The sequence below is a fragment of the Amycolatopsis sp. NPDC049691 genome (assembly GCF_040675005.1).
Classification (GTDB): domain Bacteria; phylum Actinomycetota; class Actinomycetes; order Mycobacteriales; family Pseudonocardiaceae; genus Amycolatopsis.
This window is the reverse complement of the sequence record NZ_JBFANX010000030.1, coordinates 1-25,212: the sequence shown is the minus strand read 5'-3', so window position 1 is coordinate 25,212 and position 25,212 is coordinate 1. Positions and strand designations below refer to the sequence as shown.

21 protein-coding genes and 3 pseudogenes are annotated in these 25,212 nt (G+C 71.9%); 22 read left to right on the top strand and 2 right to left on the bottom strand.

From position 1 onward, the window contains the following. Positions 1 to 41: 41 nt before the first annotated feature. Positions 42 to 557 carry an inorganic diphosphatase gene (locus AB0J40_RS42560; RefSeq protein WP_086853343.1) on the bottom strand — a complete coding sequence of 172 codons (516 nt, stop codon included), beginning with the start codon at positions 555 to 557 and terminating at the stop codon, positions 42 to 44. A gap of 174 nt (positions 558 to 731) precedes the next feature. Here AB0J40_RS42560 and dacB point away from each other — a divergent pair, with 174 nt between their 5' ends. The 14 genes and pseudogenes from dacB to folK all read left to right on the top strand — a co-directional run bounded on the left by dacB (position 732) and on the right by folK (position 15,507). Beyond that, a complete protein-coding gene (gene dacB, locus AB0J40_RS42555) occupies positions 732 to 3,098 on the top strand; it encodes a D-alanyl-D-alanine carboxypeptidase/D-alanyl-D-alanine-endopeptidase (RefSeq protein ID WP_364465458.1) in 2,367 nt (788 codons plus the stop codon). An 81-nt stretch (positions 3,099 to 3,179) separates the two neighbouring features. Further along, positions 3,180 to 4,190, top strand: a complete 1,011-nt coding sequence (locus AB0J40_RS42550; RefSeq protein WP_364465616.1) for a zinc-dependent metalloprotease — start codon at positions 3,180 to 3,182, stop codon at positions 4,188 to 4,190. Further along, entirely contained in the window at positions 4,187 to 5,146 is a 960-nt protein-coding gene (gene tilS / locus AB0J40_RS42545; RefSeq protein WP_364465456.1) for a tRNA lysidine(34) synthetase TilS, read from the top strand. Before AB0J40_RS42550 ends, tilS begins: the two co-directional genes overlap by 4 nt. Positions 5,147 to 5,149: 3 nt before the next feature. Further along, positions 5,150 to 5,701: a hypoxanthine phosphoribosyltransferase gene (gene hpt, locus AB0J40_RS42540; protein ID WP_364465454.1), complete on the top strand. Its 552-nt coding sequence runs from the start codon at positions 5,150 to 5,152 to the stop codon at positions 5,699 to 5,701. Positions 5,702 to 5,845: 144 nt separating this feature from the next. After that, positions 5,846 to 6,211 (top strand): hypothetical protein, encoded by a 366-nt coding sequence (locus tag AB0J40_RS42535; protein ID WP_364465452.1) that lies wholly within the window; start codon positions 5,846 to 5,848, stop codon positions 6,209 to 6,211. Positions 6,212 to 6,234: 23 nt separating this feature from the next. Next, positions 6,235 to 7,623, top strand: coding sequence for a hypothetical protein (locus tag AB0J40_RS42530; RefSeq protein WP_364465450.1), 1,389 nt, complete (start codon positions 6,235 to 6,237; stop codon positions 7,621 to 7,623). Positions 7,624 to 7,682: 59 nt separating this feature from the next. Then, positions 7,683 to 8,468 (top strand): ESX secretion-associated protein EspG, encoded by a 786-nt coding sequence (locus AB0J40_RS42525; protein WP_364465448.1) that lies wholly within the window; start codon positions 7,683 to 7,685, stop codon positions 8,466 to 8,468. A gap of 381 nt (positions 8,469 to 8,849) precedes the next feature. Beyond that, complete coding sequence (locus tag AB0J40_RS42520; protein WP_364465446.1) at positions 8,850 to 9,665, top strand: ESX secretion-associated protein EspG; 816 nt, start codon at positions 8,850 to 8,852, stop codon at positions 9,663 to 9,665. A 202-nt stretch (positions 9,666 to 9,867) separates the two neighbouring features. Beyond that, the gene (gene ftsH / locus AB0J40_RS42515; RefSeq protein WP_364465444.1) at positions 9,868 to 12,270 is read left to right on the top strand and encodes an ATP-dependent zinc metalloprotease FtsH; all 2,403 of its coding nucleotides are present in this window, start codon (positions 9,868 to 9,870) and stop codon (positions 12,268 to 12,270) included. Continuing rightward, positions 12,248 to 12,505, top strand: a pseudogene (locus tag AB0J40_RS42510) (GTP cyclohydrolase I); the annotation flags it as partial. The gene ftsH and the pseudogene AB0J40_RS42510, both read left to right, overlap by 23 nt. A gap of 975 nt (positions 12,506 to 13,480) precedes the next feature. Further along, positions 13,481 to 13,825: pseudogene (gene folE / locus AB0J40_RS42505) on the top strand (GTP cyclohydrolase I); the annotation flags it as partial. A gap of 35 nt (positions 13,826 to 13,860) precedes the next feature. Then, positions 13,861 to 14,667 (top strand): dihydropteroate synthase, encoded by an 807-nt coding sequence (folP, locus tag AB0J40_RS42500; protein ID WP_364465614.1) that lies wholly within the window; start codon positions 13,861 to 13,863, stop codon positions 14,665 to 14,667. Next, positions 14,660 to 15,019: a dihydroneopterin aldolase gene (gene folB, locus AB0J40_RS42495; protein ID WP_364465442.1), complete on the top strand. Its 360-nt coding sequence runs from the start codon at positions 14,660 to 14,662 to the stop codon at positions 15,017 to 15,019. Before folP ends, folB begins: the two co-directional genes overlap by 8 nt. Beyond that, positions 15,016 to 15,507: a 2-amino-4-hydroxy-6-hydroxymethyldihydropteridine diphosphokinase gene (gene folK, locus AB0J40_RS42490; RefSeq protein WP_364465440.1), complete on the top strand. Its 492-nt coding sequence runs from the start codon at positions 15,016 to 15,018 to the stop codon at positions 15,505 to 15,507. The genes folB and folK overlap by 4 nt, the downstream gene beginning before the upstream one ends. Positions 15,508 to 15,702: 195 nt before the next feature. Here folK and AB0J40_RS42485 read toward each other — a convergent pair whose 3' ends face one another. Beyond that, the gene (locus AB0J40_RS42485; protein ID WP_364465612.1) at positions 15,703 to 16,638 is read right to left on the bottom strand and encodes a MerR family transcriptional regulator; all 936 of its coding nucleotides are present in this window, start codon (positions 16,636 to 16,638) and stop codon (positions 15,703 to 15,705) included. Positions 16,639 to 16,699: 61 nt separating this feature from the next. Here AB0J40_RS42485 and AB0J40_RS42480 point away from each other — a divergent pair, with 61 nt between their 5' ends. From AB0J40_RS42480 to AB0J40_RS42445, 8 genes and pseudogenes are all read left to right on the top strand, one after another. Continuing rightward, the gene (locus AB0J40_RS42480; RefSeq protein ID WP_364465438.1) at positions 16,700 to 17,161 is read left to right on the top strand and encodes a DUF3180 domain-containing protein; all 462 of its coding nucleotides are present in this window, start codon (positions 16,700 to 16,702) and stop codon (positions 17,159 to 17,161) included. A gap of 69 nt (positions 17,162 to 17,230) precedes the next feature. Further along, positions 17,231 to 19,468 carry a DUF6779 domain-containing protein gene (locus tag AB0J40_RS42475; protein ID WP_364465436.1) on the top strand — a complete coding sequence of 746 codons (2,238 nt, stop codon included), beginning with the start codon at positions 17,231 to 17,233 and terminating at the stop codon, positions 19,466 to 19,468. A 264-nt stretch (positions 19,469 to 19,732) separates the two neighbouring features. Further along, on the top strand, positions 19,733 to 20,836 hold the full coding sequence (locus tag AB0J40_RS42470) for a PrsW family intramembrane metalloprotease (RefSeq protein ID WP_364465610.1): 1,104 nt from the start codon (positions 19,733 to 19,735) through the stop codon (positions 20,834 to 20,836). A gap of 144 nt (positions 20,837 to 20,980) precedes the next feature. Further along, a complete protein-coding gene (locus AB0J40_RS42465) occupies positions 20,981 to 21,886 on the top strand; it encodes a DUF2520 domain-containing protein (RefSeq protein ID WP_364465434.1) in 906 nt (301 codons plus the stop codon). Further along, on the top strand, positions 21,883 to 22,788 hold the full coding sequence (panC, locus tag AB0J40_RS42460) for a pantoate--beta-alanine ligase (RefSeq protein WP_364465432.1): 906 nt from the start codon (positions 21,883 to 21,885) through the stop codon (positions 22,786 to 22,788). The genes AB0J40_RS42465 and panC overlap by 4 nt, the downstream gene beginning before the upstream one ends. Before the next feature lie 9 nt (positions 22,789 to 22,797). Next, positions 22,798 to 23,295, top strand: a complete 498-nt coding sequence (gene panD, locus AB0J40_RS42455; protein ID WP_364465430.1) for an aspartate 1-decarboxylase — start codon at positions 22,798 to 22,800, stop codon at positions 23,293 to 23,295. A 5-nt stretch (positions 23,296 to 23,300) separates the two neighbouring features. After that, complete coding sequence (locus AB0J40_RS42450) at positions 23,301 to 24,080, top strand: type III pantothenate kinase (RefSeq protein WP_364465428.1); 780 nt, start codon at positions 23,301 to 23,303, stop codon at positions 24,078 to 24,080. 136 nt (positions 24,081 to 24,216) lie between these two features. Continuing rightward, positions 24,217 to 25,094: pseudogene (locus tag AB0J40_RS42445) on the top strand (IS5 family transposase). Positions 25,095 to 25,212 lie beyond the last annotated feature (118 nt).

Here is a 25,212-nt window from a genome sequence, read left to right as displayed (position 1 = left end):
AGGGCCCCCTCGGGATCTCCCGAGGGGGCCTTTTCGCGGGCTCAGTGACCGGTCCCGTTGGCCTCTTCCTTGGCCAGGCGGTCGGTCTCGCGCTCGTACGAGCGGGCGATCTCGTTCTCGGCCTCGGCGCGGCCGACCCAGGACGAGCCTTCGACGCTCTTGCCGGGCTCGAGGTCCTTGTAGACCTCGAAGAAGTGCTGGATCTCCAGCTTGTGGAACTCGTTCAGGTGGTGGATGTCGCGCAGGTGCTCCAGGCGCGGGTCGTTCGTCGGGACGGCGAGGACCTTGTCGTCCGGGCCCTTCTCGTCGGTCATCCGGAACATGCCGATCGCGCGGCAGCGGATCAGGCAGCCCGGGAACGTCGGCTCCTGCACGAGGACCAGCACGTCCAGCGGGTCGCCGTCCTGGCCGAGGGTGTCGTCGATGAAGCCGTAGTCGGCCGGGTACTGCGTGGCCGTGAACAGGGTCCGGTCCAGTTTGATGCGGCCGGTCTTGTGGTCGACCTCGTACTTGTTGCGCTCCCCTTTGGGGATTTCGATCGTGACGTCGAACTCCACGCCTGTCCTCACTGCTTCTTTAGGTCCCGGCATGCCACGCGTCGCGGGCGGCAACCTTCATGACTGTCTTGACGTCTCCTAGTGTGGACTACGCCCTGCTTCCGGGTCGCATCGATGTCGGCCCTGAGGCATGTGAGCTTGGCCCCTTCCGGGGCAGGTGAGAAGGAGTGGTGGGTGCCGGAAAACGACCAGCCGATGTGGCCGTCGTCGGACGAAGACGGCTCGTCGTCCGGTGCGCGGGAGACCACGCCGATGGCGCTGCCCGACCCGCCGGCGAGCGCTCCGGAGCGCCCTGGCGTGCCCAACGTCACAGGCAGTGAAGCGCCGAAGGGATCGTGGTTCGCGCCGAACGTCGCGCCCGAACCGATCCCCGGCCTGAACGCCCCCGCGGAGGAGCCGCCGCCCCCGCCGCCCCCGGCGAAGCAGGACCTCGCCGATCGGCTCGGCTCCCGCGAACCGAAGCCGAAGCCGGAGTCCGAACCGGAGCCGACACCGGAGCCCAAGCCGGCCGAGGCCGAGGCGGCGCCGGTCGCGGAGAGCACCCAGTACATCGACGTCAAGCAGGGCGAGAGCACCCAATACATCCAGGCGGAGCCGGCGCCGCAGAAGACGCCGATCGTGCCGGTGGAGCGCAACGTCTGGCCCGGCGAGCAGCAGGAACGCCACGAGGAGCCGCGGTCCGAGAAGCCGGACGCGCAGCCGTGGCGCGAAGAGCTCCAGCTCTGGCGCGAGGAGCAGCAGCGCCGCGAAGAGCAGCTGAAGCGCGTGGACGCCCAGCGCCGCCAAGAGACCCAGCAGCCCCAGCAGCAGCGCGCCGACGCGCCCTGGGCGCAGCGCATCGACGTGCCGGAGAACCGCCCGCGCACCGACCCGCCGGAGCGCACCGCCGAGCCGGCCGAACGACGTCCCGGCCTGCCGCCGGAGCCGCCGCGCGGGGTCGTCCCGTCGGCGTCCGCCGGGTCGCTGGCCCGGCCGATGCGGATCGAGCCGGACGGGCAGCGGTTCGACGCCGAGGCGACCGTCGGGATCGAGCGGCCCACCCAGTTCCCCGGCGCCTTCCAGCAGCAGCCCCAGCCCCGGAACGAGCCGCCCGCGGAGCCGCCGCCACCGCCGGCCGAGCCCGCGGCCGCCGGGGAACCGCCGAAGAAGAAGCGCCGCAAGGGCAAGATCATCGCCATCGTCGCGGTCGTCGTGCTGCTGCTGGCCGGCGGCGGGGTCGCGGCCGCGATGCCGAAGGTGTCGAACCGGCTCGGCCTGCCGTGGGCGCCGAACGCGCCGAAGGGCGACAGCCCGGAGCCGGTCGCGGCCACGCGCCAGCTGCAGGGGCCCGACACCTCGGGACCGGCGCCGACCGCGAACGGCGTCAAGTCCGCGCTGGCCGCCGCGGCGGGCAACAGCGCGCTGGGGCAGCTCAACGGCAGCGTCGTCGACCCGGTGACCGGCACGACGCTCTGGGACCACAGCGCGTCGACGGCGGTGACCCCCGCGTCGACGACGAAGGTGCTCACGACGGCGGCCGCGCTGCTGTCCATGGATCCGAACACGCGGCTGTCGACGAAGATCGTCCAGGGCGCCGACCCGGGCACGGTGATCCTGGTCGGCGGCGGTGACGTCACCCTGACCTCGCTGCCGCTGGGCACCGAGTCGCCGCTGTACCCGGGCGCCGCGCACGTCGACGACCTCGTCGCGCAGGTGAAGAAGGCCAACCCGAACGTCAAGAAGGTGCAGGTCGACCTCAGCCTGTTCAAGGGCGCGACGACCGCGCCGGGCTGGGCCGCCGGTGACGCGCCGTCGACGTTCGCCACCCAGATCGGCTCGGTGATGGCCGACGCGGGACGCATGGACCCGAAGAACAACAACTCCCAGCGCGTGGCCAACGCGGGCAGCGCGCTGGCGGGGACGATCGCGTCGAAGCTCAGCGCGTCGGCGGGCGGCCAGGCGACCGCGCCGAAGGACGCGAAGGTCCTCGCCGAGGTCAAGTCGGCGCCGCTGACCGAGCTGGTCTCGGACACGATGGAGCTGTCCGACGACGTCCTCGCCGAGGCCCTCGCCCGGCAGGTCGCGCTGGCGACCGGCCAGGAGGCGACCTTCGCGGGCGGTGCCGCGGCGACCATCAAGGTGCTGAAGGACCACGGGTTCGACACCGCCGGCGTCAAGCTGTCCGACGGCAGCGGCATCTCGACCGAGAACAAGATCCCGGCGAAGCTGCTGACCCAGCTGATGGCGGCCGCGGCGGCGCCGGACGGCAAGAACCCGAACACGGCCAAGCTGCGCGCGATGCTGGCCGGTCTCCCGGTGGCGGGCGGCTCGGGCACGCTCGCGGACAAGCGGTTCGAGACGCCCGCGTCGCAGGCCGGCCGGGGCTGGGTGCGGGCCAAGACGGGCACGCTGACCGGCGTCAACACCCTCGCCGGGCTGGTGCTGGACCAGGACGGGCGGGTGCTGGTGTTCGCGTTCATGTCCAACGGCTCCGACCAGCAGCCGGGCCGGGACGCGATCGACGCCCTCGCCACCAGCCTCCGCAAGTGCGGGTGCTCGTAGAACCGTACGAAGATCGTGGCCGGAAACCGACCTGGGCCAGGTAGCGTCGGAAGGGTGAGTCAGGAAACCGAGACCCGGCCCATGGTCGACTGGGCCCTCGCCGCGCAGACGGGCGCGCTGCTCGTGCGCGGCGGCCCGCAGGTCCCGCGGGAAGAGGCCGAGGCGGCCGTCGCCGATCTGCGCGAGCTCACCGTCGTGGCCGAAGGGCACGTCCGGGAGCTGACGACCCTGGGCCTCGACCTGCCGCTGCTGCCCGGCGAGGTCGTCGACCGCCCCGGCTGGGTGCGCTCCGCCGCGGGCGGGCTGAACGCGCTGACCGGGCGCGCCCTGCCGCGGCAGGGCGGGCCGTTCGGGCCGATCCTGGCCGGCGGCGCCGGCGTGCAGACCGGGCTGGTGCTCGCCTTCCTGGCCAGCCGCGTGCTCGGCCAGTACGACCCCTTCGGCGGCCCGGACAAGGAAGGCCAGCTGCTGCTGGTCGCGCCGAACGTCGTCGCCGCCGAGCGGGCGATGGACGTCCCCGGCCGCGACTTCCGGCTCTGGGTCTGCCTGCACGAGTGCACCCACCGCCTCCAGTTCACCGCCGTCCGGTGGCTGCGCGACTACTTCGCCGACGAGGTCGAGCGGCTCGTCGCCGGGCTCGCGGGCGGCGGTTCCGACAGCCTCGCCGACCTCGTCGGGCGGCTGCCCGAGGCGATCAAGCAGGGGCCGAAGCTGAACCTCGCCGAGCTGCTCCAAGGACCGAAGGAACGCGCGGTCTTCGACCGGCTGCTGGCCCTGTCGACGCTGCTGGAAGGCCACGCCGACTTCGTGATGGACGCCGTCGGCCCGCAGGTCGTCCCGAGCGTCGACACGATCCGCGCGCGGTTCACCGCCCGGCGCAAGGGCGGCGGCGTCTTCGACCGGCTGCTGCGCGCGCTGCTCGGCGTCGACGCGAAGATCCGCCAGTACGAAGAAGGCGCGAAGTTCACGAAGCACGTCGTGGACGCCGTCGGCATGGAAGGCTTCAACGCCGTCTGGCGCTCGCCGAACACCCTGCCCTCGCGCGCCGAGATCGCCGACCCGGCCGCGTGGGTCCGGCGCCTGCACGGATGACCGGGACGGCGGTCGCCGCGGTCCGCCGGGCCGTCCGAGCCTTCCTGGACGCGGTCGAGGCACCGCCTGAGCTGTGCGTCGCGGTTTCCGGCGGCGCCGACTCCCTCGCGCTGTGCGATGCGGCGGCGTACGTCGGGCACCACCGCGGCCACCGCGTCCGCGCGCTGGTCGTCGACCACGGCCTGCAGGAGGGCTCGGCGAAGATCGCGCTCGACGCGGCCGCCGCGGCGAAGTCGCTGGGCGCCGACGAAGCCGAGGTGCGCCGCGCCGACGTCACCGGCCCCGGCGGCCCGGAAGCCGCCGCGCGCAAGGCCCGCTACCGCGCGCTGGCCGGCCACGACCTCGTCCTGCTCGGCCACACCCTCGACGACCAGGCCGAGACCGTCCTGCTCGGGCTGGGCCGCGGCTCCGGCCCGCGCAGCGTCTCGGGGATGCGGCCGCACGACCCGCCGTGGGGCCGTCCGCTGCTCGCCGTCCCGCGCGCCACCACCCGGGCCGCCTGCGCCGAGCTCGGCGTCGAGCCGTGGGAGGACCCGCACAACGCCGAACCGCGCTTCACCCGCGTCCGGTTGCGCACCGAGGTCCTGCCGTTGCTGGAAGACGTCCTCAACGGCGGCGTCGCCGGCGCGCTGGCCCGCACGGCCGCGCAGCTGCGGGACGACAGCGAGGCGTTGGACACAATGGCGGACAGGATCTTCACCCGCGCGGGCGGCCCCGAAGGGCTGGAAGCAGGCGTGCTTTCGGCGGAGCCCGCGGCGGTGCGGCGGCGGGTTCTCCGCAGGTGGCTGCTGGCATCCGGCGTGCGCGAACTCACCGACGGGCACCTGCGCGCGGTCGACGACCTCGTCGCCCGGTGGCGCGGTCAGGGTGGCGTGTGGTTGCCGGGCAACTTGGAGGCGCGGCGGGCGCATGGCAGGCTCTGCCTCACCTCCCAACCCACCACACGAGGGGAATGACCTGTGTACGAGGGCGAAATCGCCTCCGTGCTCGTCACCGAGCAGCAGATCAAGGACAAGATCGCGGAGCTGTCGGCGCAGATCGCCGCCGACTACCCGCCCAACGGGCAGGGCGAACTCCTGCTGGTGGGCGTCCTGAAGGGCGCGGTCATGTTCATGACCGACTTCGCCCGCGCGCTGCCGCTGCCGACGCAGCTGGAATTCATGGCCGTCTCCTCGTACGGCTCGGCGACGTCGTCGTCCGGCGTCGTGCGGATCCTCAAGGACCTCGACCGCGACATCGCGGGCCGGGACGTGCTGATCGTCGAGGACATCGTCGACTCGGGCCTGACGCTGTCGTGGCTGCTGAAAAATCTCGCGAGCCGCAACCCGGCGTCGCTCGAGGTCGTTTCGCTGCTGCGGAAGCCGGAGGCGGTCAAGGTGGACGTCCCGGTGAAGTACATCGGCTTCGACATCCCCAACGAGTTCGTCGTCGGCTACGGCCTGGACTACGCCGAGCGCTACCGGGACCTGCCGTACATCGGGACGCTGGACCCGAAGGTCTACACGTCCTAGTTCACCGACCGTTCACCGCAACTACCGGATTTGCGGAACCCGGCGGTCCGAGATTGCGTCATACGCTCTGATCACGTGCGTTAACCTATGCGAAGACCATTCGTGCCCGCGGTGACCGGGTCGGGGGAACGGGAGAGAGCTCAGATGGGGAACAGCAGCGCTGCCGACGCGAACGCCTTCAAGGCCGCGGCCGCGGCGGGTCAGGTCGGGATCGACCCCGACGCCGCGCAGACCGTGCTGAACAAGATCCGCACCGGCAAGGACGCGGTCGAGGCCCTGCTCGCCGGCGCGGGCACGCTCGCGCAGCCGCCGAAGCTCGGGGACAACCCGGTGGGCAACGCAATGGCGGCCAAGTTCGTCCAGCGCGCCGACGGCGGGAACGACTCCTACGCCGCCGCGCTGCAGAACCTGCTCGACCAGTACACCGCCGCCGAGGAGGGCATCGTCACGGCGATGTCCCGGTACCACGAGATCGACCAGGCCGCGGCCGACCCGTTCCGCAACGCCTGAGCCCAGAGGGGGATTTCGAAGTCATGGCTCCGAACCACAGCGACCAGCCGGCGACGACGACCGACCCGGGCTCGCTCGTGCCGCTCGGCGACAACTCCGCGTCGCAGAACATCGTCGAGAACGCCCGCGGCAGCGCCGGCGGCTTCGACATGGGCAGCGACCGCGCGATCGCCAACCCGCCGAACTGGAACGCGCAGGCCAGCCAGCAGCTGTACAACGGCGCGGTCAACAACAACGACCCCGGCACGGCCGAGGCGACCGGGCACGCCTGGGCGCACCACGGCACCGAGCTGAAGCAGGCCTCCGACCACCTGTACAACGCGATCTCCGAGCTGGGCAACGCGTGGGTCGGCCGGGGCGCCGCGGGTGCGCAGGGCGCGCTGGTGGCCATTGCGAACTCCGGCTCGCAGGCCTCCGACGCCGCGCACACGATGTCCGACCGGCTCGCCCGGCAGGCCGCGGCGGCCGCCGAGGTCAAGAAGATGCCGGCCCCCAAGGACTACGACCCGAAGCAGGCCATGGCGGCCGCGCTGGCGGGCGGCCCGGCGGCCCTGATCGCCGACCAGAAGGCGCAGGCGGACGCGGCCAACGACGTCAAGGCGCAGCAGGTCGCGTTCTTCAACGCCTACACCAAGGCGATGAGCGAGGTCGACAGCTCGACCCCGAGCTTCGGCCCGGAGTCGCTCGGCATGAAGCCGACCGGTTCGCACAACTCCGTGTCGTTCAACGGCATCAGCAGCGTCGGCAGCGCCGGCCCGGTCCAGGGCCTCTCCGGCGCGGGCGGCGCGGTGTTCGCCTCGAGCGGCGCGGGCTTCGGCGGCGGCCACGGCGGCGCGTTCGACGCGCAGCACGCGGCGGTCGGCCCGAACGGCGTCCACGGCGGCGCTTTCGGCCACGACGCGGCGGCGCTCGGCAGCGACGGCAGCGCGGGCGGCACGGCCACCGGTACCGGCACGAACACCGGAGCGGGCCACGTCGCCACGGGTGCCGGCCAGCAGGGCAGCGGCAACCCGCTGAGCAAGATCGGCATGGGCCTCGGCATCGGCGGTGCCGCCGGCGGCCTGGGTGCGCTGGCTTCCCGCGCGCTGGGCAAGGGCAGCAAGTCGGGTGCGAAGGCCACGAACGACACGTCGCTGGCCTCGGCCGAAGGCCAGGGCCAGAGCGCCGCTTCGGCGCAGGCGCCGCAGCAGGGTCTCGTCTCGTCGGCGGGCACCATCGGCGGGCAGACCCCGCCGCCGATGAACCCGGGCATGGGCGGCATGGCCCCGCACGGCGCCCAGGGCGAGCAGGATGAGGAGCACACGCACGCGTCGTTCCTCATCGAGGCCGACCCGGACGCGGCCTTCGGCGCCGACCAGGCGACCCCGCCGCCGGTGATCGGCGCGTGGTCCGAGGACGACGAAGACCGCTGATCCTTTCGGGCCGGGTCCGCCGAGGCGGGCCCGGCCCGGTTTCTCCTGGGGGTGGCTCGATGCCGAACGCTGAGCTGCTCACCCCGGTCGAGGTGGACTTCCTGTGGGAGTCCGCCGGGCTGGGCGAGCTGCCGTACCCGCTGCGCGTCCGTTCGCACGGCGAGACCGTGGACGAGCGGGAGCTGCTGCGCCGCCGCACGCTGGAAGGGCTGGCCGCACGCGGGCTGGCCGACGGCCGCGGTCGGCCGGAACCGCACGTCGAGGACTACTTCGGCGTGCTGGCGCAGCCCGAGCTGAGCCTGGACGCGGTCCAGCTGATCGCCCCGGACGCCGAGCCCCTGCTGGCGATCGCCGGCGTGCTGGGCGGCCAGGGCCTGCTGGCGGTCCAGGACACGCGGGGCCTGCACCTGCAGCCGTGCCCGGCCGACGGCCTGGCGAGCGCGATCGTCTCCCTGCTCCCCGGCGCCCCGCGCGGTGCGGAGAAGTCGGTGACGGTCCCGCTGGAGCAGCTGGTCGGCGCGCACGGCGTCGACTTCCTGTCCCGCCGCGGCAACGGCGACGAGCGCGCGTCGGCGGACGAGGACCGCAAGGCGCTGGCGAAGCTGCACGCCCAGCCGCGGCTGCGCGGCGGCCAGATCGCGGCCAACGCGCGTTCCCGCGTGGGCGGCCGCACCCGGACGCCGGTGCTGAGCTGGTTCGACACGGAGACGGGCCGCTACTTCACCCAGGCGACCCGCGGCCGCGACGGCCGTGACTGGATCACGATCGCCCCGGCCGACGCGGCGACGCTGCGCCACCGGCTGGGCGAGATGCTCGCCGGGGCCGCGCAGACCAGCACGGTCTGACGGCCGCGCGAGGGCGTTCGACCCACTGGGCCGGGGGTGGGTCCTGCCTTCGCGAGTGCGAGGGCATCCGGCCGAAGTGGGCTCCGCCCGCGCCCCCGCGCGCGTGAGGGACTTCGCCCGCCGGGGTCGGCGAGCCTCGCCCTGTGCGCGAGGGGCTCTGGCCGAACTGGGCCCGCCCGCGCCCCTGCGTGCGTTGGGGGCTTCTGCCCGCCGGGGTCGGCTGAGCCCTCGCCCGCGAGGGGCGCGGCCGCCGGGCCGGACCGCGGCCGTCCGCGCCCTCTGCCAAGATCGGGCTCCGGCTTTCTCCGAGCGTGCTCGCCGCCGGCCGCTTTTTGTCGGTGGTGCGGGCTACGCTGAGCAAGAGTCCGAACCGGGAGAGTAGTGATGCAAGAGTTCTTCTCGCCGCTCGCGTTCGACTTCCTCTGGGAGTCGGCGCAGGTCGGTGAGCTGCCGTACCCGCTGCTGGTCCGGTCGCACGGCGCGACCGAAGACGAGCGCGTCTCGCTGCGCCACCGCGTCGACGCCGAGCTGAAGGCCCGCGGCATCCGCGATCCGCGCGGCAGGCTCGCGCCGCCGATCGAGGACGCCCTGCAGCTGCTGGCCTTCGCCCCGCTGACCATCGACGCCCTGCACATCCCGCAGTTCGAGGCGCCCACCGTCGGCGTGCTCGCGGCGGCCGACGCCACCCTCGGCGTCCTCGCGGTCCAGGACGCCGACGGCATCTGGCTGCGGGACGTCCCGCCGGACGGCCTGGTCTCCGCCGTCGTCGGGGTGCTCCCGGCCGGGCCGCGCGGGACCGAGGCGTCGGTCACACTTCCGCTGGACGACGCCCTGCGCACCGCGCCGATCCGGGTGCCCGTGTCCCTCCCGTCGAACCCGGGCGAAGACCGCGGGAAGGCGCGCCGGACGCCGCTGAGCGAACGCGTCACGGCCGATCCGCGGGAGGCGTACGGCCGCATCTCCGGGCAGCCGCGGCAACGCGGTGGTCAGCTGGCAGCGAACAGCCGTTCCCAGGTCGGGGCCAAGCAACGGTCCCGGGTGCTGGCCTGGTTCGACACCGCGACCGGGCGCTACCTGAGCCTCTCCCGCGCAGGTACGGACGGCCGCGAGTGGGTCACGGTCGCGCCCGCCGACCCGGCGACGCTGCGGACCCGGCTGGGCGAGATGGTGAGCAGTGTGTCCGACGGCACGCGCTAGCGTGAACAGCGTGGACGCCGGCCGGGAACCCGGGCGCGGTATCGCCCGTTGACCTGCGAGAGGCTCACAGGGGATGAACGCGGCAGCGGACGGTACCCTGATGGGACGGCAGCCCGGGCACCACGGGTTGTCAAGATCGTGATGGCGGGTATCACAGGAGCCGCCCAACCAGGGAGGGTCGAGGCCACCAGGGCCGAGTCGTATGAACCGGAAGAGCGTGCTCAGGAACCCACTGCTGTGGATCGTCGCGGGGTTGCTGGCGTTGTTCGCGTACAACACGATCTTCGACAGTGATCGTGGGTACACCCAGGCACCCATCTCGGTGGCGAACTCCCAGATCTCCTCGAACAACGTCAAGGAAGCCAGCCTCGAGGACAAGGAGCAGCAGCTCAAGCTGTTGCTGAACAAGCCCATCGACGTCGACGGCCAGCAGGTCACCCAGATCATTTCGCAGTACCCCTCGGACGCCACCCGCCCGATCTACGACTCGTTGATCGCGGCGAAGAACGGCGGCCAGCCGATCAAGTTCACCACCAAGGTGACCCAGCAGGGCGTGCTGACGCAGATCCTCATCTTCGCCATCCCGCTGGCCCTCGTCCTGGGCCTGCTGATGTGGATGATGAACAACGCCCAGGGCGGCGGCAACCGCGTCCTCAACTTCGGCAAGTCCAAGGCCAAGCAGCTGAACAAGGACATGCCCAAGACGACCTTCGGGGACGTCGCGGGTGCCGACGAGGCCGTCGAAGAGCTGTACGAGATCAAGGACTTCCTGCAGAACCCGGCGCGCTACCAGGCGCTCGGCGCGAAGATCCCGAAGGGCGTGCTGCTCTACGGGCCGCCGGGTACCGGCAAGACGCTGCTCGCGCGGGCCGTGGCCGGCGAGGCGGGCGTGCCGTTCTACACGATCTCCGGCTCGGACTTCGTCGAGATGTTCGTCGGTGTCGGCGCCTCGCGCGTCCGTGACCTGTTCGAGCAGGCGAAGCAGAACGCGCCGTGCATCATCTTCGTCGACGAGATCGACGCGGTCGGCCGCCAGCGCGGCGCCGGCCTCGGCGGCGGCCACGACGAGCGCGAGCAGACGCTGAACCAGCTGCTCGTCGAGATGGACGGCTTCGACGCCCGCGGCGGCATCATCCTGATCGCGGCCACCAACCGGCCCGACATCCTCGACCCGGCGCTGCTGCGCCCCGGCCGGTTCGACCGGCAGATCCCGGTGTCCGCGCCCGACCTGCGCGGCCGCAAGGCGATCCTCGAGGTGCACGCCAAGGGCAAGCCGATCGCCCAGGGCACCGACCTGACCAGCCTGGCCAAGCGGACCGTCGGCATGTCCGGCGCCGACCTGGCGAACGTGCTCAACGAGGCCGCGCTGCTCACCGCCCGCCAGAACGGGCACGTGATCACCGACGCGGCGCTGGAGGAGTCGGTCGACCGCGTCGTCGGCGGCCCCGCCCGCAAGAGCCGGATCATCTCCGAGAAGGAGAAGAAGATCACGGCCTACCACGAGGGCGGGCACGCGCTCGCCGCGTGGGCGATGCCGGACATCGAACCGGTCTACAAGCTGACCATCCTGCCGCGCGGCCGCACGGGCGGGCACGCGCTGCTCGTCCCCGAGGACGACAAGGACCTGATGACCCGCTCCGAGATGATCGGGCGGCTGGTCTTCGCGATGGGTGGCCGCACGGCCGAGGAGCTCGTCTTCCACGAGCCCACCACCGGCGCGTCCTCGGACATCGAGCAGGCGACGAAGATCGCCCGCGCGATGGTCACCGAGTACGGCATGAGCGCCCGCCTCGGCGCGGTCAAGTACGGCCAGGAGCAGGGCGACCCGTTCCTCGGCCGGTCGGCCGGGCGGCAGGCGGACTACTCGCTGGAAGTGGCGCACGAGATCGACGAGGAGGTGCGCAAGCTCATCGAGACGGCGCACACCGAGGCGTGGCACGTGCTCAACACCTACCGCGACGTGCTCGACGAGCTGGTCATCGAGCTCCTGGAGAAGGAGACGCTGACCCGCAAGGACCTGGAGCGGATCTTCGCGACGGTCGAGAAGCGCCCGCACATCACCGTGTTCAACGAGTTCGGTGAGCGGACGCCGTCGGACAAGCCGCCGATCAAGACCCCGGGCGAGCTGGCGATGGAGCGCGGCGAGCCGTGGCCGCCGCCGGAGAAGGAGAAGCCGGTCCTGAAGCCGGAGCCGACCCCGGTCGGCACCGCCCAGGGCGCGGGCGACCTCCCGGGCGGCCCGCCGTACCCGGCACCGGCCGACCCGAACGCGAACCCGTACGCCCCGCCGCAGCCGGGCGCCTACCCGAACGGCGGCCGTCCGTACGGCGGCCCGAACGGTGGACCCAACGGCACGGCGCACTGGCCGCAGAGCTACGGCGGCCAGCAGCCGGGCAGCTACCCGCCCGGCCAGAGCGGGCCCCCGAACTACGGTGCCCCTCCGGGCTGGACGCCCGCGACCTCGCCGGGCGGTCAGCCGGGCCAGTCGTGGCGGCCCGGTGGTGAAGAACGCCCTCGTGAGCACGGCTGGTTCGCCGACCAGGCGGGCAACCAGCAGAACGAGGGAGAACGACGTGACGTGGATGGATCCGAAAAGCCCCAGTGACGCCGACCGCCCGGTCTTCGACCAGGACCGGGCGGAGAAGGCGATCCGCGAGCTTCTCCTGGCGTGCGGCGAAGACCCGGAGCGGGACGGTCTCAAGGAGACCCCCGCCCGGGTTGCCCGCGCGTACCACGAGATGTTCGCGGGCCTCTACACCGAGCCGGACTCGGTCCTGGACCGGACCTTCGACGAATCCCACGAGGAACTCGTGCTGGTCACGGACATCCCGATGTTCAGCCAGTGCGTGCCCAGCAAGCAGACCGTGAACGCCGTCGGCGGCCGCAAACAGGCCGCTGACGTGCAGGTGGGCGACAAGCTGTGGACGCTCGTCGGCGGCAACGTCGAAGAGACCGAGGTCACCGAGATCAGCTCGCACCAGACGCGTGAGCTGGTCGAGGTGAAGACTTCAGTGGGCAAGTTCCGCGTTACCCCGGACCACCCCTTGGCGACGCCGGAAGGCTGGAAGGAAGCCAAGGACGTCGACGGCACGTTCATCGAGTGGACGCACGCCAAGAAGCTCTGCCGCGACCGATGGCGGCCGACCCTCGGGTACGACTTCGGCTACGTCGTCGGCACGGTCTGCGCCGATGGCACGGTCGCGGATCGCTATGTGTCCCTTGTGGTCAACGACCGCGACTACGCGAAGAAGTTCGCGGAGTCCCTGCACCGTGCGTTCGGGATCGACGCGAAGGTCGAACCGACCTCCCGGCCGTCGGGCTACCTGGGGCGGGATCTGCCGGGCTTCCGCGTGCGGGTGGTGTCGTCCTTCCTGGCCGATCTGATGCGGCAGTACGTCGGCGGCGACGCTCACCACATGCGTCAGCGGTTCCCGATGGTCGTGTTGAACGACTTGTCGACCTTCAACGGCTTCCTCGACGGATACATCGACGGAGACGGTTGTGACGACCCCGGTCGGCCTGGGCGGCGTGTGACGAGCTCCAATGTCAATTTCCTGGAGGACTTGGCCACCATCATCGGCGCCAGGTTCTCGCCCAGCATTGGCGTTACGTCGCAATTGTGGATCGCGGACAGCTGGTTCCGGAAGCATGGATTCCCGCAGGACGACTACGCGACCGACCTCATCGAGTCGGAGTACGTGCAGGTCGAGTCAGTGACACCCGTGACGGCGACCGGCGCCAAGCCTTATACGGTTTACAGTTTCAAATGTGATCCGCATCCGACTTTTTTGATTGCGGGACATTTGACGCATAATTGTGAGCATCATTTGGTGCCATTCCACGGCGTCGCGCACGTCGGGTACATCCCGAACGCCGCCGGCAAAGTCACCGGGTTGTCCAAACTGGCCCGGCTTGTCGACCTCTACGCCAAGCGCCCGCAGGTCCAAGAACGCCTGACCTCGCAGGTCGCCGACGCGATCGTGCGCAAACTCGAACCCCGCGGCGTCATCGTCGTGATCGAAGCCGAGCACCTCTGCATGGCCATGCGCGGGATCCGGAAGCCCGGTGCCCGCACGACCACCTCCGCCGTGCGCGGGCAGCTGAAGAACTCGCCGTCCTCGCGGGCGGAGGCGCTCGACCTGATCAAGGCGCGCCGGTGAGCGTGGGGCTTCCCGCTCCCGGCCGGTGCGTCGTGATGGGCGTGCTGAACGTGACGCCCGATTCCTTTTCGGACGGTGGCCGCTACCTCGGGCTCGACCAGGCGCTGGCGCACGCGCGCGAGATGTGGGCGCGCGGGGCCGACCTGATCGACGTCGGTGGCGAGTCGACCCGGCCGGGAGCGGCCCGGGTGGATGCCGAGACCGAAATGCAGCGGATCCTGCCGGTCATCCGCACGCTCGCCGGCGAGGGAATCGCGCTGTCGGTCGACACGACCCGCGCGGCCGTCGCCGCCGCGGCGCTCGAAGCCGGGGCGCACATCGTCAACGACGTCTCGGGTGGGCTGGCCGATCCGGACATGGCGCGCGTGGCCGCGGACAGCGGGGTGCCGTGGGTGCTGATGCACTGGCGCGGGCACAGCAAGGACATGCAGGCGCTGGCGTCCTACCGGGACGTCGTCGCCGATGTGCGGGCCGAGCTGCTGTCCCGAGTGGACGAAGCGCTCGCCGCGGGGGTCGCCGAGAGCGCGATCGTGTTGGACCCCGGCCTGGGGTTCGCGAAGAACGCCGAGCACGACTGGGCGTTGCTGCGCGGCCTGGATTCGTTGCTGTCGCTGGGTTTCCCGGTGCTCGTCGGCGCTTCGCGCAAGCGGTTTCTCGGCCGTCTGCTGTCCGAAAAGGACGGCACGCCGCGGCCGCCGGACGGCCGTGAAGACGCCACCGCCGCCATCTCCGCGCTCGCCGCGGCCGCGGGCGCGTGGGGCGTGCGGGTGCACGAGGTCGGGGCGTCGCTGGACGCGGTCGCCGTGGCCGCCGCTTGGTGGAAGGGTTCCCCGGATGTCTGACCGGATCACGCTGACCGGCCTGCGCGTGTTCGGCCGCCACGGCGTGTTCGAGCACGAGAAGCGCGACGGGCAGGAGTTCGTCGTCGACATCACGGTGTGGCTGGACCTCGGGCCGGCCGCCGCGTCGGACGACCTGACGAAGACGCTGCACTACGGCGAGCTGGCCGAGCTGGCGGCGGGGATCGTCGCGGGCGAGCCGTACGACCTGATCGAGAGCGTCGCGGGCAAGATCGCCGACGAGGTGCTGCGCGACGAGCGGCTGAGCGCGGTCGAGGTGACGGTGCACAAGCCGTCGGCGCCGATCCCGCTGACGTTCGACGACGTCGCGGTGACGGTCCGGCGCGGCCGGTGAGCCGCGCGGTGCTGTCGCTGGGCTCGAACCTCGGCGACCGGCTCGGCTTCCTGAAGCTGGCGCTGGACGCGGTGCGGCCGGCGTTGGTCGCGGTGTCGAGCGTGTACGAGACGAAGGCGTGGGGCGTCGAGGACCAGCCGGACTTCCTGAACGCGGTGTGCGTGGTCGACGACCCGGCGCGCGACCACTGGGCGTGGTTGCGCACGGGCCAGGCGGCCGAGCGGGAGGCGGGCCGGGTCCGCGAGCTGCGCTGGGGGCCGCGGACGCTGGACGTCGACGTGGTCACGGTGGACGGGGTGCGCTCGGCGGACCCGGAGCTGCTGCTGCCGCACCCGGGAACGCCGGACCGGGCGAGCGTGCTGGTGCCGTGGGTGGAGATCGAGCCGGCGGCGGTGCTGCCGGGCCACGGCCCGATCGCGGAGCTGCTCGCGGCCCGCCCGGCGGACGAGGTGGCGACGGTCCGCCGCACGAACCTCGAACTGCGCTGACGCCGAGCCTGTGGACAACTCGGGACCCTTGTGGACAACTCGGGTGCGTGGACCCGGAACTGTCGGTGCTCGCGAGTAACGTTGAAACCGGGGGTCCCCCAAGCGGGCGGGGGCGGAAAGAGGGCCTATCGGTGAGCCGGAGGTGGCCGTTACCGATCACCCCCGGCCCATCGCCGAGTTGCCGTTCCCGTGCGGTCAGCCGCGCAGGGCTTCGATCATGAAGCGGACCGCCGGCTGCGTCGTCGGGACCGGGGGCCAGCTGTTGATGATCGCCAGCAATTGCCAGTAGCGCTCGGCGCGGGCGTCGCCGCTCGCGGCGAAGCGGTCGGCCAGCTCGCGGCGGAACTCGGCCGAATCCGCGTCCTGGTCCGGGCGCGCGCTCGCCGCCGCGATCTCCGCCGCAAGCGTTTGCCCCTCCGTCGACCTCGGGTCCAGGCCGGCGTCGACGGCTTCCTGGGCCCGCGTCATCCAGGCGTTCCAGTTCTCCCGCCAGGCGTCCGCCGGCTGCTGGAACTCGCCCGCCTTGATCTGCGCGGCCTGGGTCTCGCTCATACCGCGGATCAACGCCCGGAACGACGGGTCCTGGACGAGCTCGGCGAACTCGATCCACGCCTCCAGCTGCTCGGGCGACGGGTCGTCCGGCAGCTCGGGCTTCCCGGCGCGCATGCGCTCGTAGAACTGCGAGTCGATCTCCAGGCCCGCGACCATCTCGTCCCAGAACTCGTCGACCAGCCGCTTGCGCTCTTCGTCGGACATCGACGCGAGACGGTTCATCAGTTTCACTTCCTCCAGCTCGGAATCACGCTTGGCCACCGCGCGCAACACCGCCCGGCGCAGCCGCAGGCGCCGGATCTGCTCGTCCAGCGCCTCGACGTGCCGGGTCGCCAGCTCGCCGACCGTCGCCGACTTCGTCAAGGCGGCCGACACGTCGGCGAGGCCCAGCCCGAGCTCGCGCAGGGTGCGGACCAGCTCGAGCCGGGCCATCGCCGCGGCGTCGTAGAGGCGGTAGCCGGCGTCCGTCCGCTCGGTCGGGGGCAGCAGGCCCTCGTCCGAATAGAAGCGGATGGTCTTGACCGGCAGGCCGGTCCGCCGGGCCAGCTCGCCGATGGTGAAGGTCGCGGTGGTACCCACAAGACGCATCTTGAACTCTCCAGTTGGTGGAGAGTCAAGCCTCGCACGGTACGGTTGGTTCATGCACTTCACCCGGCCCCGGGACCTGGTGGTGGCCGGGCTGCTCGGCCTGGTCCTCGGCTACCTGCTCTTCGTCGTCGCGTACGGATCGCTGCCGCAGCTGCCCACGTTCGCCGGCGTCACCTTCGCCGTGTTGGCCCTTGTGGAAGCCGGGCTCGCGCTCTCCATTCGCTCTCGGATCAAGAACGGCCGGGTCGTTGCCGCTATCGGGATCGCCCGATCAGTGGCGCTGGCGAAGGCTTCGTCACTCGCCGGAGCGTTCATGGGCGGCGCGTGGCTGGCCGCGCTCGCCTACGTTTTCCCGCGACGTGACGAACTCGTCGCCGCCGTGCTCGACACCCGCGCCGGCGTGGTCGGCGTCGTGTCCTCCGCGGCCCTGGTAGCAGCGGGTTTGTGGCTCGAGCACTGCTGCCGGACCCCGCGTGACCAAGATCGTGAGCACACCCGCGGGACGACCGGTTAGCGCTGGAATCCCACCGCTCGCGGGACCGAGTAGGTCTCGTTCGGATTACGAGCAGGTACGGTGTCAGGCATGACCGGCGTGGGTGACGACTCGCGCGGCCGCCTACTGGGCAGGCCGTGGCTCGTCGTCGGCTTTGTCCTCGCCATCGGAGCCACCCTCGCACTGGTGCTCAGCGACGATCTCCGCTACCTCCGGCTCGGGATCGTCGCCGCCCTCTGGGCTGCCCTGATCGGCGCTTTCCTCGCCGTGAAGTACCGCAAGCACGCGGCACAGAGCGAGGACGCGGTCGCCGAGGCGCAGGCTGTGTACGAACTGGAGCTGGAACGCGAGATCGCGGCCCGGCGCGAATTCGAGCTGGAGGTGGAGGCCGAGAACCGCAGCGCGGCCGACTCCAAGGGCCGCGAGGAGCTGGAGGCGCTGCGCGCCGAGGTCTCCGCGCTGCGCGACAGCCTCCAGTCGCTGTTCGGCGGCGAGGTGCTGCTCGAACGCGTCGCGCTGACCGCGCAGGCGACCCGGATGCGCAAGCTCTCCGACGAGAACCGCATGGTCACCGACGGCGCGCCGAAGAAGCGGCCCGCCCAGCTGATGGCCGGGAAGAAGCCCGCCGAGGCGGGCGAGCGGCCGACCGAGCTGATCGACCGCGTGCTCGACGAGCGTCGCCGCAAGGCCTCGGGCGGGAAGCCGGCGAACGGCAAGGGCCTCGGCAAGGGCAAGGGCTTCGGCGGCAAGCCGGTCCCGAAGACCCCGGCGAACGTCTCCGTGCAGAGCACCCAGCAGATTTCGCGGCCGACGCCGTTGAGCGAACGCCGTCCCCCGGTGCCGCCGGTCGACCCCGCCTTGAACGCCGCGCAGCGCGAGCTGAAGGCCGCCGAGCTGCGCGCCGAGGCGGCCCGCCGTCAGGCCGAGTCGCAGCCGATGCGGCTGCCGAAGCCCGAAGAAGTCGCGAAGCCCGAGCGCCGTCCGGAAGCCGCCGCCGAGCCGACGCGCCAGGTGCCGCGCCCCGAGCCGAAGACCGAGATCCGCCGCGCCCCGGAGCCGAAGACGGAGATCCGCCGTCCCGAGCCGCCGCCCGCGCGCCGGGCGGAGCTGTCGCGGCCGGCGATGCGGCCCGCCGAGGTGTCGCGCCCGGACCTGCCGCGCGTCGAGGCGCCGCGGCCGGCCGAGGTCTCGCGGTCGGACATCCCGCGGGTCGAGCGCTCGATGCCCGCGATCCCGCGGGTGGAGATGTCGCGGCCGGACATTCCGCGGGTGGAACGGTCCATGCCGGACATCCCGCGGGTGGAGCGCTCGATGCCCGCCATTCCGCGGGTGGAGATGTCGCGGCCGGACATTCCGCGCGTGGAACGGTCCATGTCCGACATCCCACGCGTGGAGCGGTCGATGCCGGCGATTCCGCGCGTCGAGATGTCGCGGCCGGACCTGCCGCGCGTCGGCAACGGTGCGCGTCCCAAGCCGCCCGAGCCGCCGCGGCCGGCGCCCGCCCGGCCGGCGCCGCCGGTGAAGCCGTCGGAGATGTCCCGGTCGGACATCCGGCCGGTGACCGACCTGAGCGCGGCCTTCCAGAACCGTGACGACTTCGCCGAGCGCCAGCGGCCGAACCGGCCGAAGCCGCCGGAACCGAAGACGCCGCCGATGCCGCGGGACGCCACGGCGTCGCGCCGGGACCTGCCGGTCGTCCCGCCGACGACACCGGTGCCGAACAACCCGCCGGCCGCACGGCAGCCGTCGCGGACGAACCTGCCGCCGGTGGTGCCGCCGACCACGCCGGTCCCGGCCGCCGACGGCCGCCGTCCGTCGCGGCTGGAGCAGTTCTCGCGGGCGGACATGTCGCCGATCCTCGACGAGCCGGCGTCGCGCCACGGGGGTTCGCACCGCGCGCCCGCCGAGGCCGCGCAGGCCGACGCGCCGCTGGCGAACCCGACGCTGCCGGAGTCGGTCCGCAACTTCCAGGGCCGCTCGGGTGGCCGCCGCCGCAAGCCGGACGACTCGCAGCAGATGCCCGCCGTGCCGGCCGCGCCGGAGCCGACGGGCGGTGGCCGCCGCCGTCGCCCGGACGGCGAGCCGCCGGCGTGGGAGGGCATGGTCGCCGAGCGGGCGTCGATGTCGCGCCGCAACATGGCCCCGGTCGACCCGGCGGACGCGGAGCAGAACGGCAACGGCCACAACGGCGCTCGCAACGGCCGCCGGTCGGCCGAGGCGGCCCCGGGCAGCGGTTCGCACACGGCGGGCCGCTCGGTGAGCGAGCTGCTGGCCGCGAACGGCGGAACGGGCTCGACGCCCCGCCGCCGTCGCCGCGCGGAGGACTGACCCCGGCGCCAGGACCCAAGCGCCCCAATATGGCCTTCGGTGCGTCTTGCGCACCCAATGTGGCCTTCGGTGCGTCACACGCAACCAAGGCCACATTGGGGCGCACCCGGCGAGCCGATCCGGCGCCCGCTTGGCTGAACCGGTGCCGTGTGTGCCAGGTGGCGTTCACGTTCCTGTCCGGTCTGCGTAGGGTGACCGGCTGTGAGCGGAACCCTCTCGCCCGCGACGGGACTCGATCGGGGACGGCGGCCTCGCCGGATCACCGTGCTGCTGCCGGTGCTCGGGCTGATCGTGGTCGCCCTCTGCGGCCTGTTCCTCTTCGGCCTGGCCACCGCGCGGGTCGGCCCCCTGGCCGTCACCATCGGTGTCCTCGCCGCGCTCGTGCCGGTCGCCGGGGTCGTCGCCGGGTTCCTCTGGGTCGACCGCTGGGAGCCCGAACCGGCGAAGTTCCTCCTCCTCGCCTTCGCCTGGGGCGCCTGCATCGCGACCATCACCGCGCTGCTGATCAACACCACCGCCGAAGCCGTCGGTGACGAGCTGCTCGGCAAGGGCAGCGGCAACACCATCGCCGCGCTCATCTCCGCGCCCGTCGTCGAGGAGGCCGCGAAGGCCCTCTTCGTGGTGCTCCTCGTGTGGCGCCGCCGCGAAGAGTTCGACGGCGTCGTGGACGGCGTCGTCTACGCCGGGTTCAGCGCCGCCGGGTTCGCGTTCACCGAGAACATCTACTACTTCGGCCGCGCGTTCGCCGACTACGGCTTCGGCGACGGACACAGCCAGGGCGTCATCACGGCGTTCTTCCTCCGCGGCGTCCTCGCGCCGTTCACGCACCCGCTGTTCGCCGTGCTCACCGGCATCGGGATCGGTATCGCCGCGCGCACCACCACCAAGGCCATGCGGGTCGTCGCGCCGATCGCCGGGTACCTCGCCGCCGTCTGCCTGCACGCGCTGTGGAACAGCGCCGCGCTGCTCGGCGGGTCGAAGTTCCTCACCGTCTACTTCCTGATCATGCTGCCGCTGTTCCTCGGCGTGGTCTACCTCGTCGTCCTGCAACGACGGCGGGAGCAGCGCATCATCGCCGCCGCCCTGCCGCACATGGCCGCCGCGCGGTGGATCGCGCCGTCGGAGGTCGACCTGCTGGCCAGCCTGCCCGGGCGGCGCGCCTGGCGGCGGCAGGCGAAACGCCAGTCCGGCAAGCGTGCCGCGAAGGCCGTCGCCGTCTACCAGGCCAGCGTGACCGAGCTCGCGTTCCTGGACCGCCGGGAGCTCACGAGCGACGAAGACCGGCAGCGCCAGCAGGAGCTGCTGCGCACGTTGAAGGCCGCCCGCGCGGAGGCGACGCGCCTCGCCGAAGAGGCCGCCCGAGGGTGACCCGGTCCGGGTGAAGCTGGTCACCCGGGCTCAACGCTTCGCGCTTAATCGAGTTAGTCTCGCGCCGTTCGTCCGGTACCCGGAAAGGGACTGGAACGAGAGCAGAGGGAGTCTGCCAACCATGAGCGTCCACAGGCGCACGCCATGATGAGGCCCGCTCGCCTGGCGGTCGGCGTCGTCTCCGCCGGCCGGGTGGGCAGTGTGCTCGGCGCCGCGCTGGCCCGGGCGGGGCACACCGTGGTCGCCGCGTCGGGGCTGTCCGCCGCGTCGCTGGCCCGTGCCGAACGCCTCCTCCCCGACGTGCCCCTGCTGCCGCCCGACGAGACCGTCCGCCAGGCGGACCTGGTGCTGCTCGCCCTCCCCGACGACGCGCTGGCCGGCATGGTCCGCGGGCTCGTCGCGACCGAGTCGCTGCGGCCCGGCCAGATCGTCGTGCACACCTCCGGCGCGCAGGGCATCGACGTGCTCGCCCCCGCGGCCGAGGCCGGGGCGCTGGCGCTCGCGCTGCACCCGGTGATGACGTTCACCGGCCGCGAAGAGGACCTCGAGCGGCTGGCGGCGTGCAGCATCGGCGTCACGGCGGCCGCCGACGACGAAGCGGCGTGGAACGTCGGCGAGGCGCTCGCGGTCGAGATGGGCTCGGAGCCGGTGCGCATCCCCGACTCCGCGCGAGCGCTCTACCACGCTGCGTTGACCCACGGCGCGAACCACCTGATGACGCTGGTCGCCGACTGCGCGGAAGTCTTGCGGGAAGCGGGAATCGGGCATTCCGAACGCCTGGTGGCGCCACTGCTTTCGGCGGCGTTGGATAATGTGCTGCGACACGGCGACCGCGCTCTCACCGGGCCGGTCGCGCGTGGCGATCTCGGCACCGTCCGCAAGCACCTCGCGGTGCTGGCGGACCGGGCGCCGGAGGTGGAGCCGGCCTACCGCGCGCTGGCCAGGCGCACGGTGGCGCGTTCGTCGGCTGCCGGGCTGCTGGACACCGCGGCCGCCAAAGACCTCACCGAACTCCTCGACGATCCCGCCGAAGGGCAGCAAGACCAGTGACCACACCGAAATTCAGCCGCGGCACGTTGAACACGTTCGCGTCGCCGGAGCAGATGAGCCAGGTCAGCAAGGCCCTGCACGGCGTCGGCCGCAAGCTGGCGCTCGTGCCCACCATGGGTGCGCTGCACGCCGGGCACCGCGAGCTGATCCGCCGCGCGAAGCGGCTGCCGAACAACGTCGTGGCCACCTCGATCTTCGTCAACCCGCTGCAGTTCGGCGCGGGTGAGGACTTCGAGGCGTACCCGCGTCCGCTGGAGGCCGACCTGGCCGTCCTGGGCGAGGACGGCGTCGAAATCGCCTTCACGCCCAGCGCCGACGCCCTCTACGGCGAAGGCGCGGTCGTGACCGTCCACCCGGGTCCGCTCGGCGACGAGCTCGAGGGCGCCTCCCGGCCCGGCCACTTCGCCGGGGTGCTGACGGTCGTGGCGAAGCTGTTCAACCTGCTTCGCCCCGACTACGCCCTCTTCGGCGAGAAGGACTACCAGCAGCTGGTCCTGATCAAGCGGATGGTGCGCGACCTGAACATCGACACGCACGTCATCGGCGTGCCGACCGTGCGGGAGCGCGACGGCCTGGCGCTGTCGTCGCGCAACGTCTACCTGACGCCGGAACAGCGTGAAGACGCCGTCGTCCTGTCGGCCGCCCTCACCGCGGGGGCGTTCGTCGGGCGCGACGGTGCCGAGGCGGTCCTCGAGGCCGCGTGGAAGACCCTCGCCGCGCGGCCCGCGGTCGAGGTGGATTACCTGGAGTTGAGGGGAACCGACCTCGGGCCCGCGCCCGTCGATGGTGAAGCACGCTTGTTGATCGCGGCCCGGGTGGGGAGTACCCGGCTGATCGACAACGTTCCGGTGTTGCTCGGCGCCGCCGTCGAGCACCCGGAGCGGCTGGACGCAGGGGAATAGGAGTCCACTATGTACCGCACCATGCTCAAGTCGAAGATCCACCGCGTCACCGTGACCCAGGCCGACCTGCACTACGTCGGCTCGGTGACGGTCGACGAGGACCTGATGGAGGCCGCGGACCTGCTGCCGGGCGAACAGGTGTCCATTGTGGACGTCACCAACGGCGCGCGGCTGGAGACCTACGTCATCAAGGGCGAGCGCGGCAGCGGCGTGCTCGGCATCAACGGCGCCGCCGCGCACCTGGTGCACCCGGGCGACCTGGTCATCCTGATTTCCTACGGGCAGATGGACGACGCCGAAGCCGCGACGTACGAACCGCGCGTGGTGTTCGTCGACGCCGACAACCGGATCGTCCACCGGCACACCGATCCCGGCTACGCGCCGGAGGGGTCGGGGCTGCTGTCCGGCACGGTGACGCTGCCGCCGGAGGAGGAGACGGCGGTGTTCCCGGTCGCCGAGACGGCCGACGCCCGCCGCCTCGACGCGCTGCTGCACGCGGAAAGCTGACCCGCTTGCTGCTCACCGTCGACGTCGGCAACACGAACATCGTCCTGGGGCTCTGGTCCGGCCACTCGCTGGTCGGCGACTGGCGCATGCGGACGGACGCCCGCATCACGGCCGACGAGCTGGCGTTGACGGTGCGCGGCCTGCTGGGCCCGCACGCGGATTCCGTCACGGGGATCAGCGCTTTGTCGACGGTGCCGGCGGTGCTGCGCGAACTGCGGGTGATGCTTTCCCGGTACTACGCGGACGTGCCGAAGATCGTGGTGGAGCCGGGTGTCCGCACGGGCGTGGCGCTGCTCGTGGACAACCCGAAGGAGGTGGGCGCGGACCGGCTGGCGAACACGCTGGCCGCGCACCACCTCCACAGCGGCACGGCGTGCGTGGTGGTCGACTTCGGCACGTCGACCAACGTGGACGCGATCTCGGCCCGCGGCGAGTTCCTCGGCGGCGCGTTCGCCCCGGGGATCGAGATCTCGGTGGACGCGCTGGCGTTGCGCGCGGCGGCGTTGCGCAAGGTCGAGCTGGTCCCGCCGCGGTCGGTGATCGGGAAGAACACGGTGGAGTGCCTGCAGTCGGGGATCCTGTACGGGTTCGCCGGGCAGGTGGACGGGCTGGTGCGGCGAATCGTCCGCGAGCTGTCGCCGAGCGGCACGGAACCGGTCGCGGTGCTGGCGACCGGGGGCTTGGCACCGCTGGTGATCGGCGAGTCGGAGACGATCACCGACCACGTCCCGGATCTGACGTTGCTCGGGCTCCGGCTGGTCTACGAGCGGAACATCCGGCCCTAGGGCCTGTATCGAAGTCGTCTCCAGCAAGTTGAGCCGGTGCTGGGCGTGTCGGTGGTTGAAATAGGTGAGGTCTCCGGTAGGTGGTTCGTCGACCAAGAAGAACCTGAACACCGGAGACCTCGTGGACACCCTAGCGGTGACGAGGCGGTTCGACCTGACCGACGAGCAGTGGGCGGCGCTGGAGCTGTTGTTGCCTGCGCCGTCGCGGCAGGGGCGGCCGTCGTTGTGGAGCAGACGGCAGCTGATCGACGGGATCCGGTGGCGGGTGCGCACCGGCGCACCGTGGCGGGACTTGCCCGAGGGATATGGGTCCTGGGCAGCGGTTTATGGGTTGTTCCGGCGCTGGCAACGGGCTGGTGTCTGGCAGCGGATTCTGACCGCGTTGCAGGCCCGGGCCGAGGCGGCTGGGCGGATCACGTGGGATGTCAGTGTGGATTCCACGGTCGCGCGGGCGCATCAGCATGCGGTGGGTGCGCGGAAAAGGGGGATCTGCAGGCCGAGCCGCCGGGCGGGGTCACCGTCGAGCCGGATGATCATGCGTTGGGTCGGTCGTGAGGCGGATTGACCACGAAAGTGCATCTGGGGTGTGAGCAGGGGCAGAAGCCGTTGTCGATCGTGTTGACCGCGGGGCAGCGGGGTGACAGCCCGCAGTTCATTCCGGTTCTGGCCGGGATCTGGGTGCCTCGACTGGGCGGTGGCCGGCCGCGGACGCGTCCTGATCGGGTGCTGGCCGACAAGGCTTACACCTCGAAGGCCAACCGGGCGCACCTGCGCGGTCGCGGGATCAAGGCGACGATTCCGAGCAAGGCTGATCAGGATGCGCATCGCAAGGCCAAGGGGTCGAAGGGCGGTCGGCCACCGGCCTTCGACCCCGAGATCTACAAGCAGCGTCATGCGGTCGAGTGCGGGATCAACCGGCTCAAACGCCACCGTGGGGTGGCCACTCGCTATGACAAGCTTGCTGTCCGCTACGAAGCCACCGTCCACGTCGCTGCGATCAACAAGTGGCTCTGACCCACTTCGATACAAGCCCTAGTTGTACTGACCTGTGAGGTTGGGGACGCGGCTGGCGGGTGGGTGGCCTGCGAGTGCGGTGTGTCCGCGGTGATGGTTGTAGGTGTGCAGCCAGTGT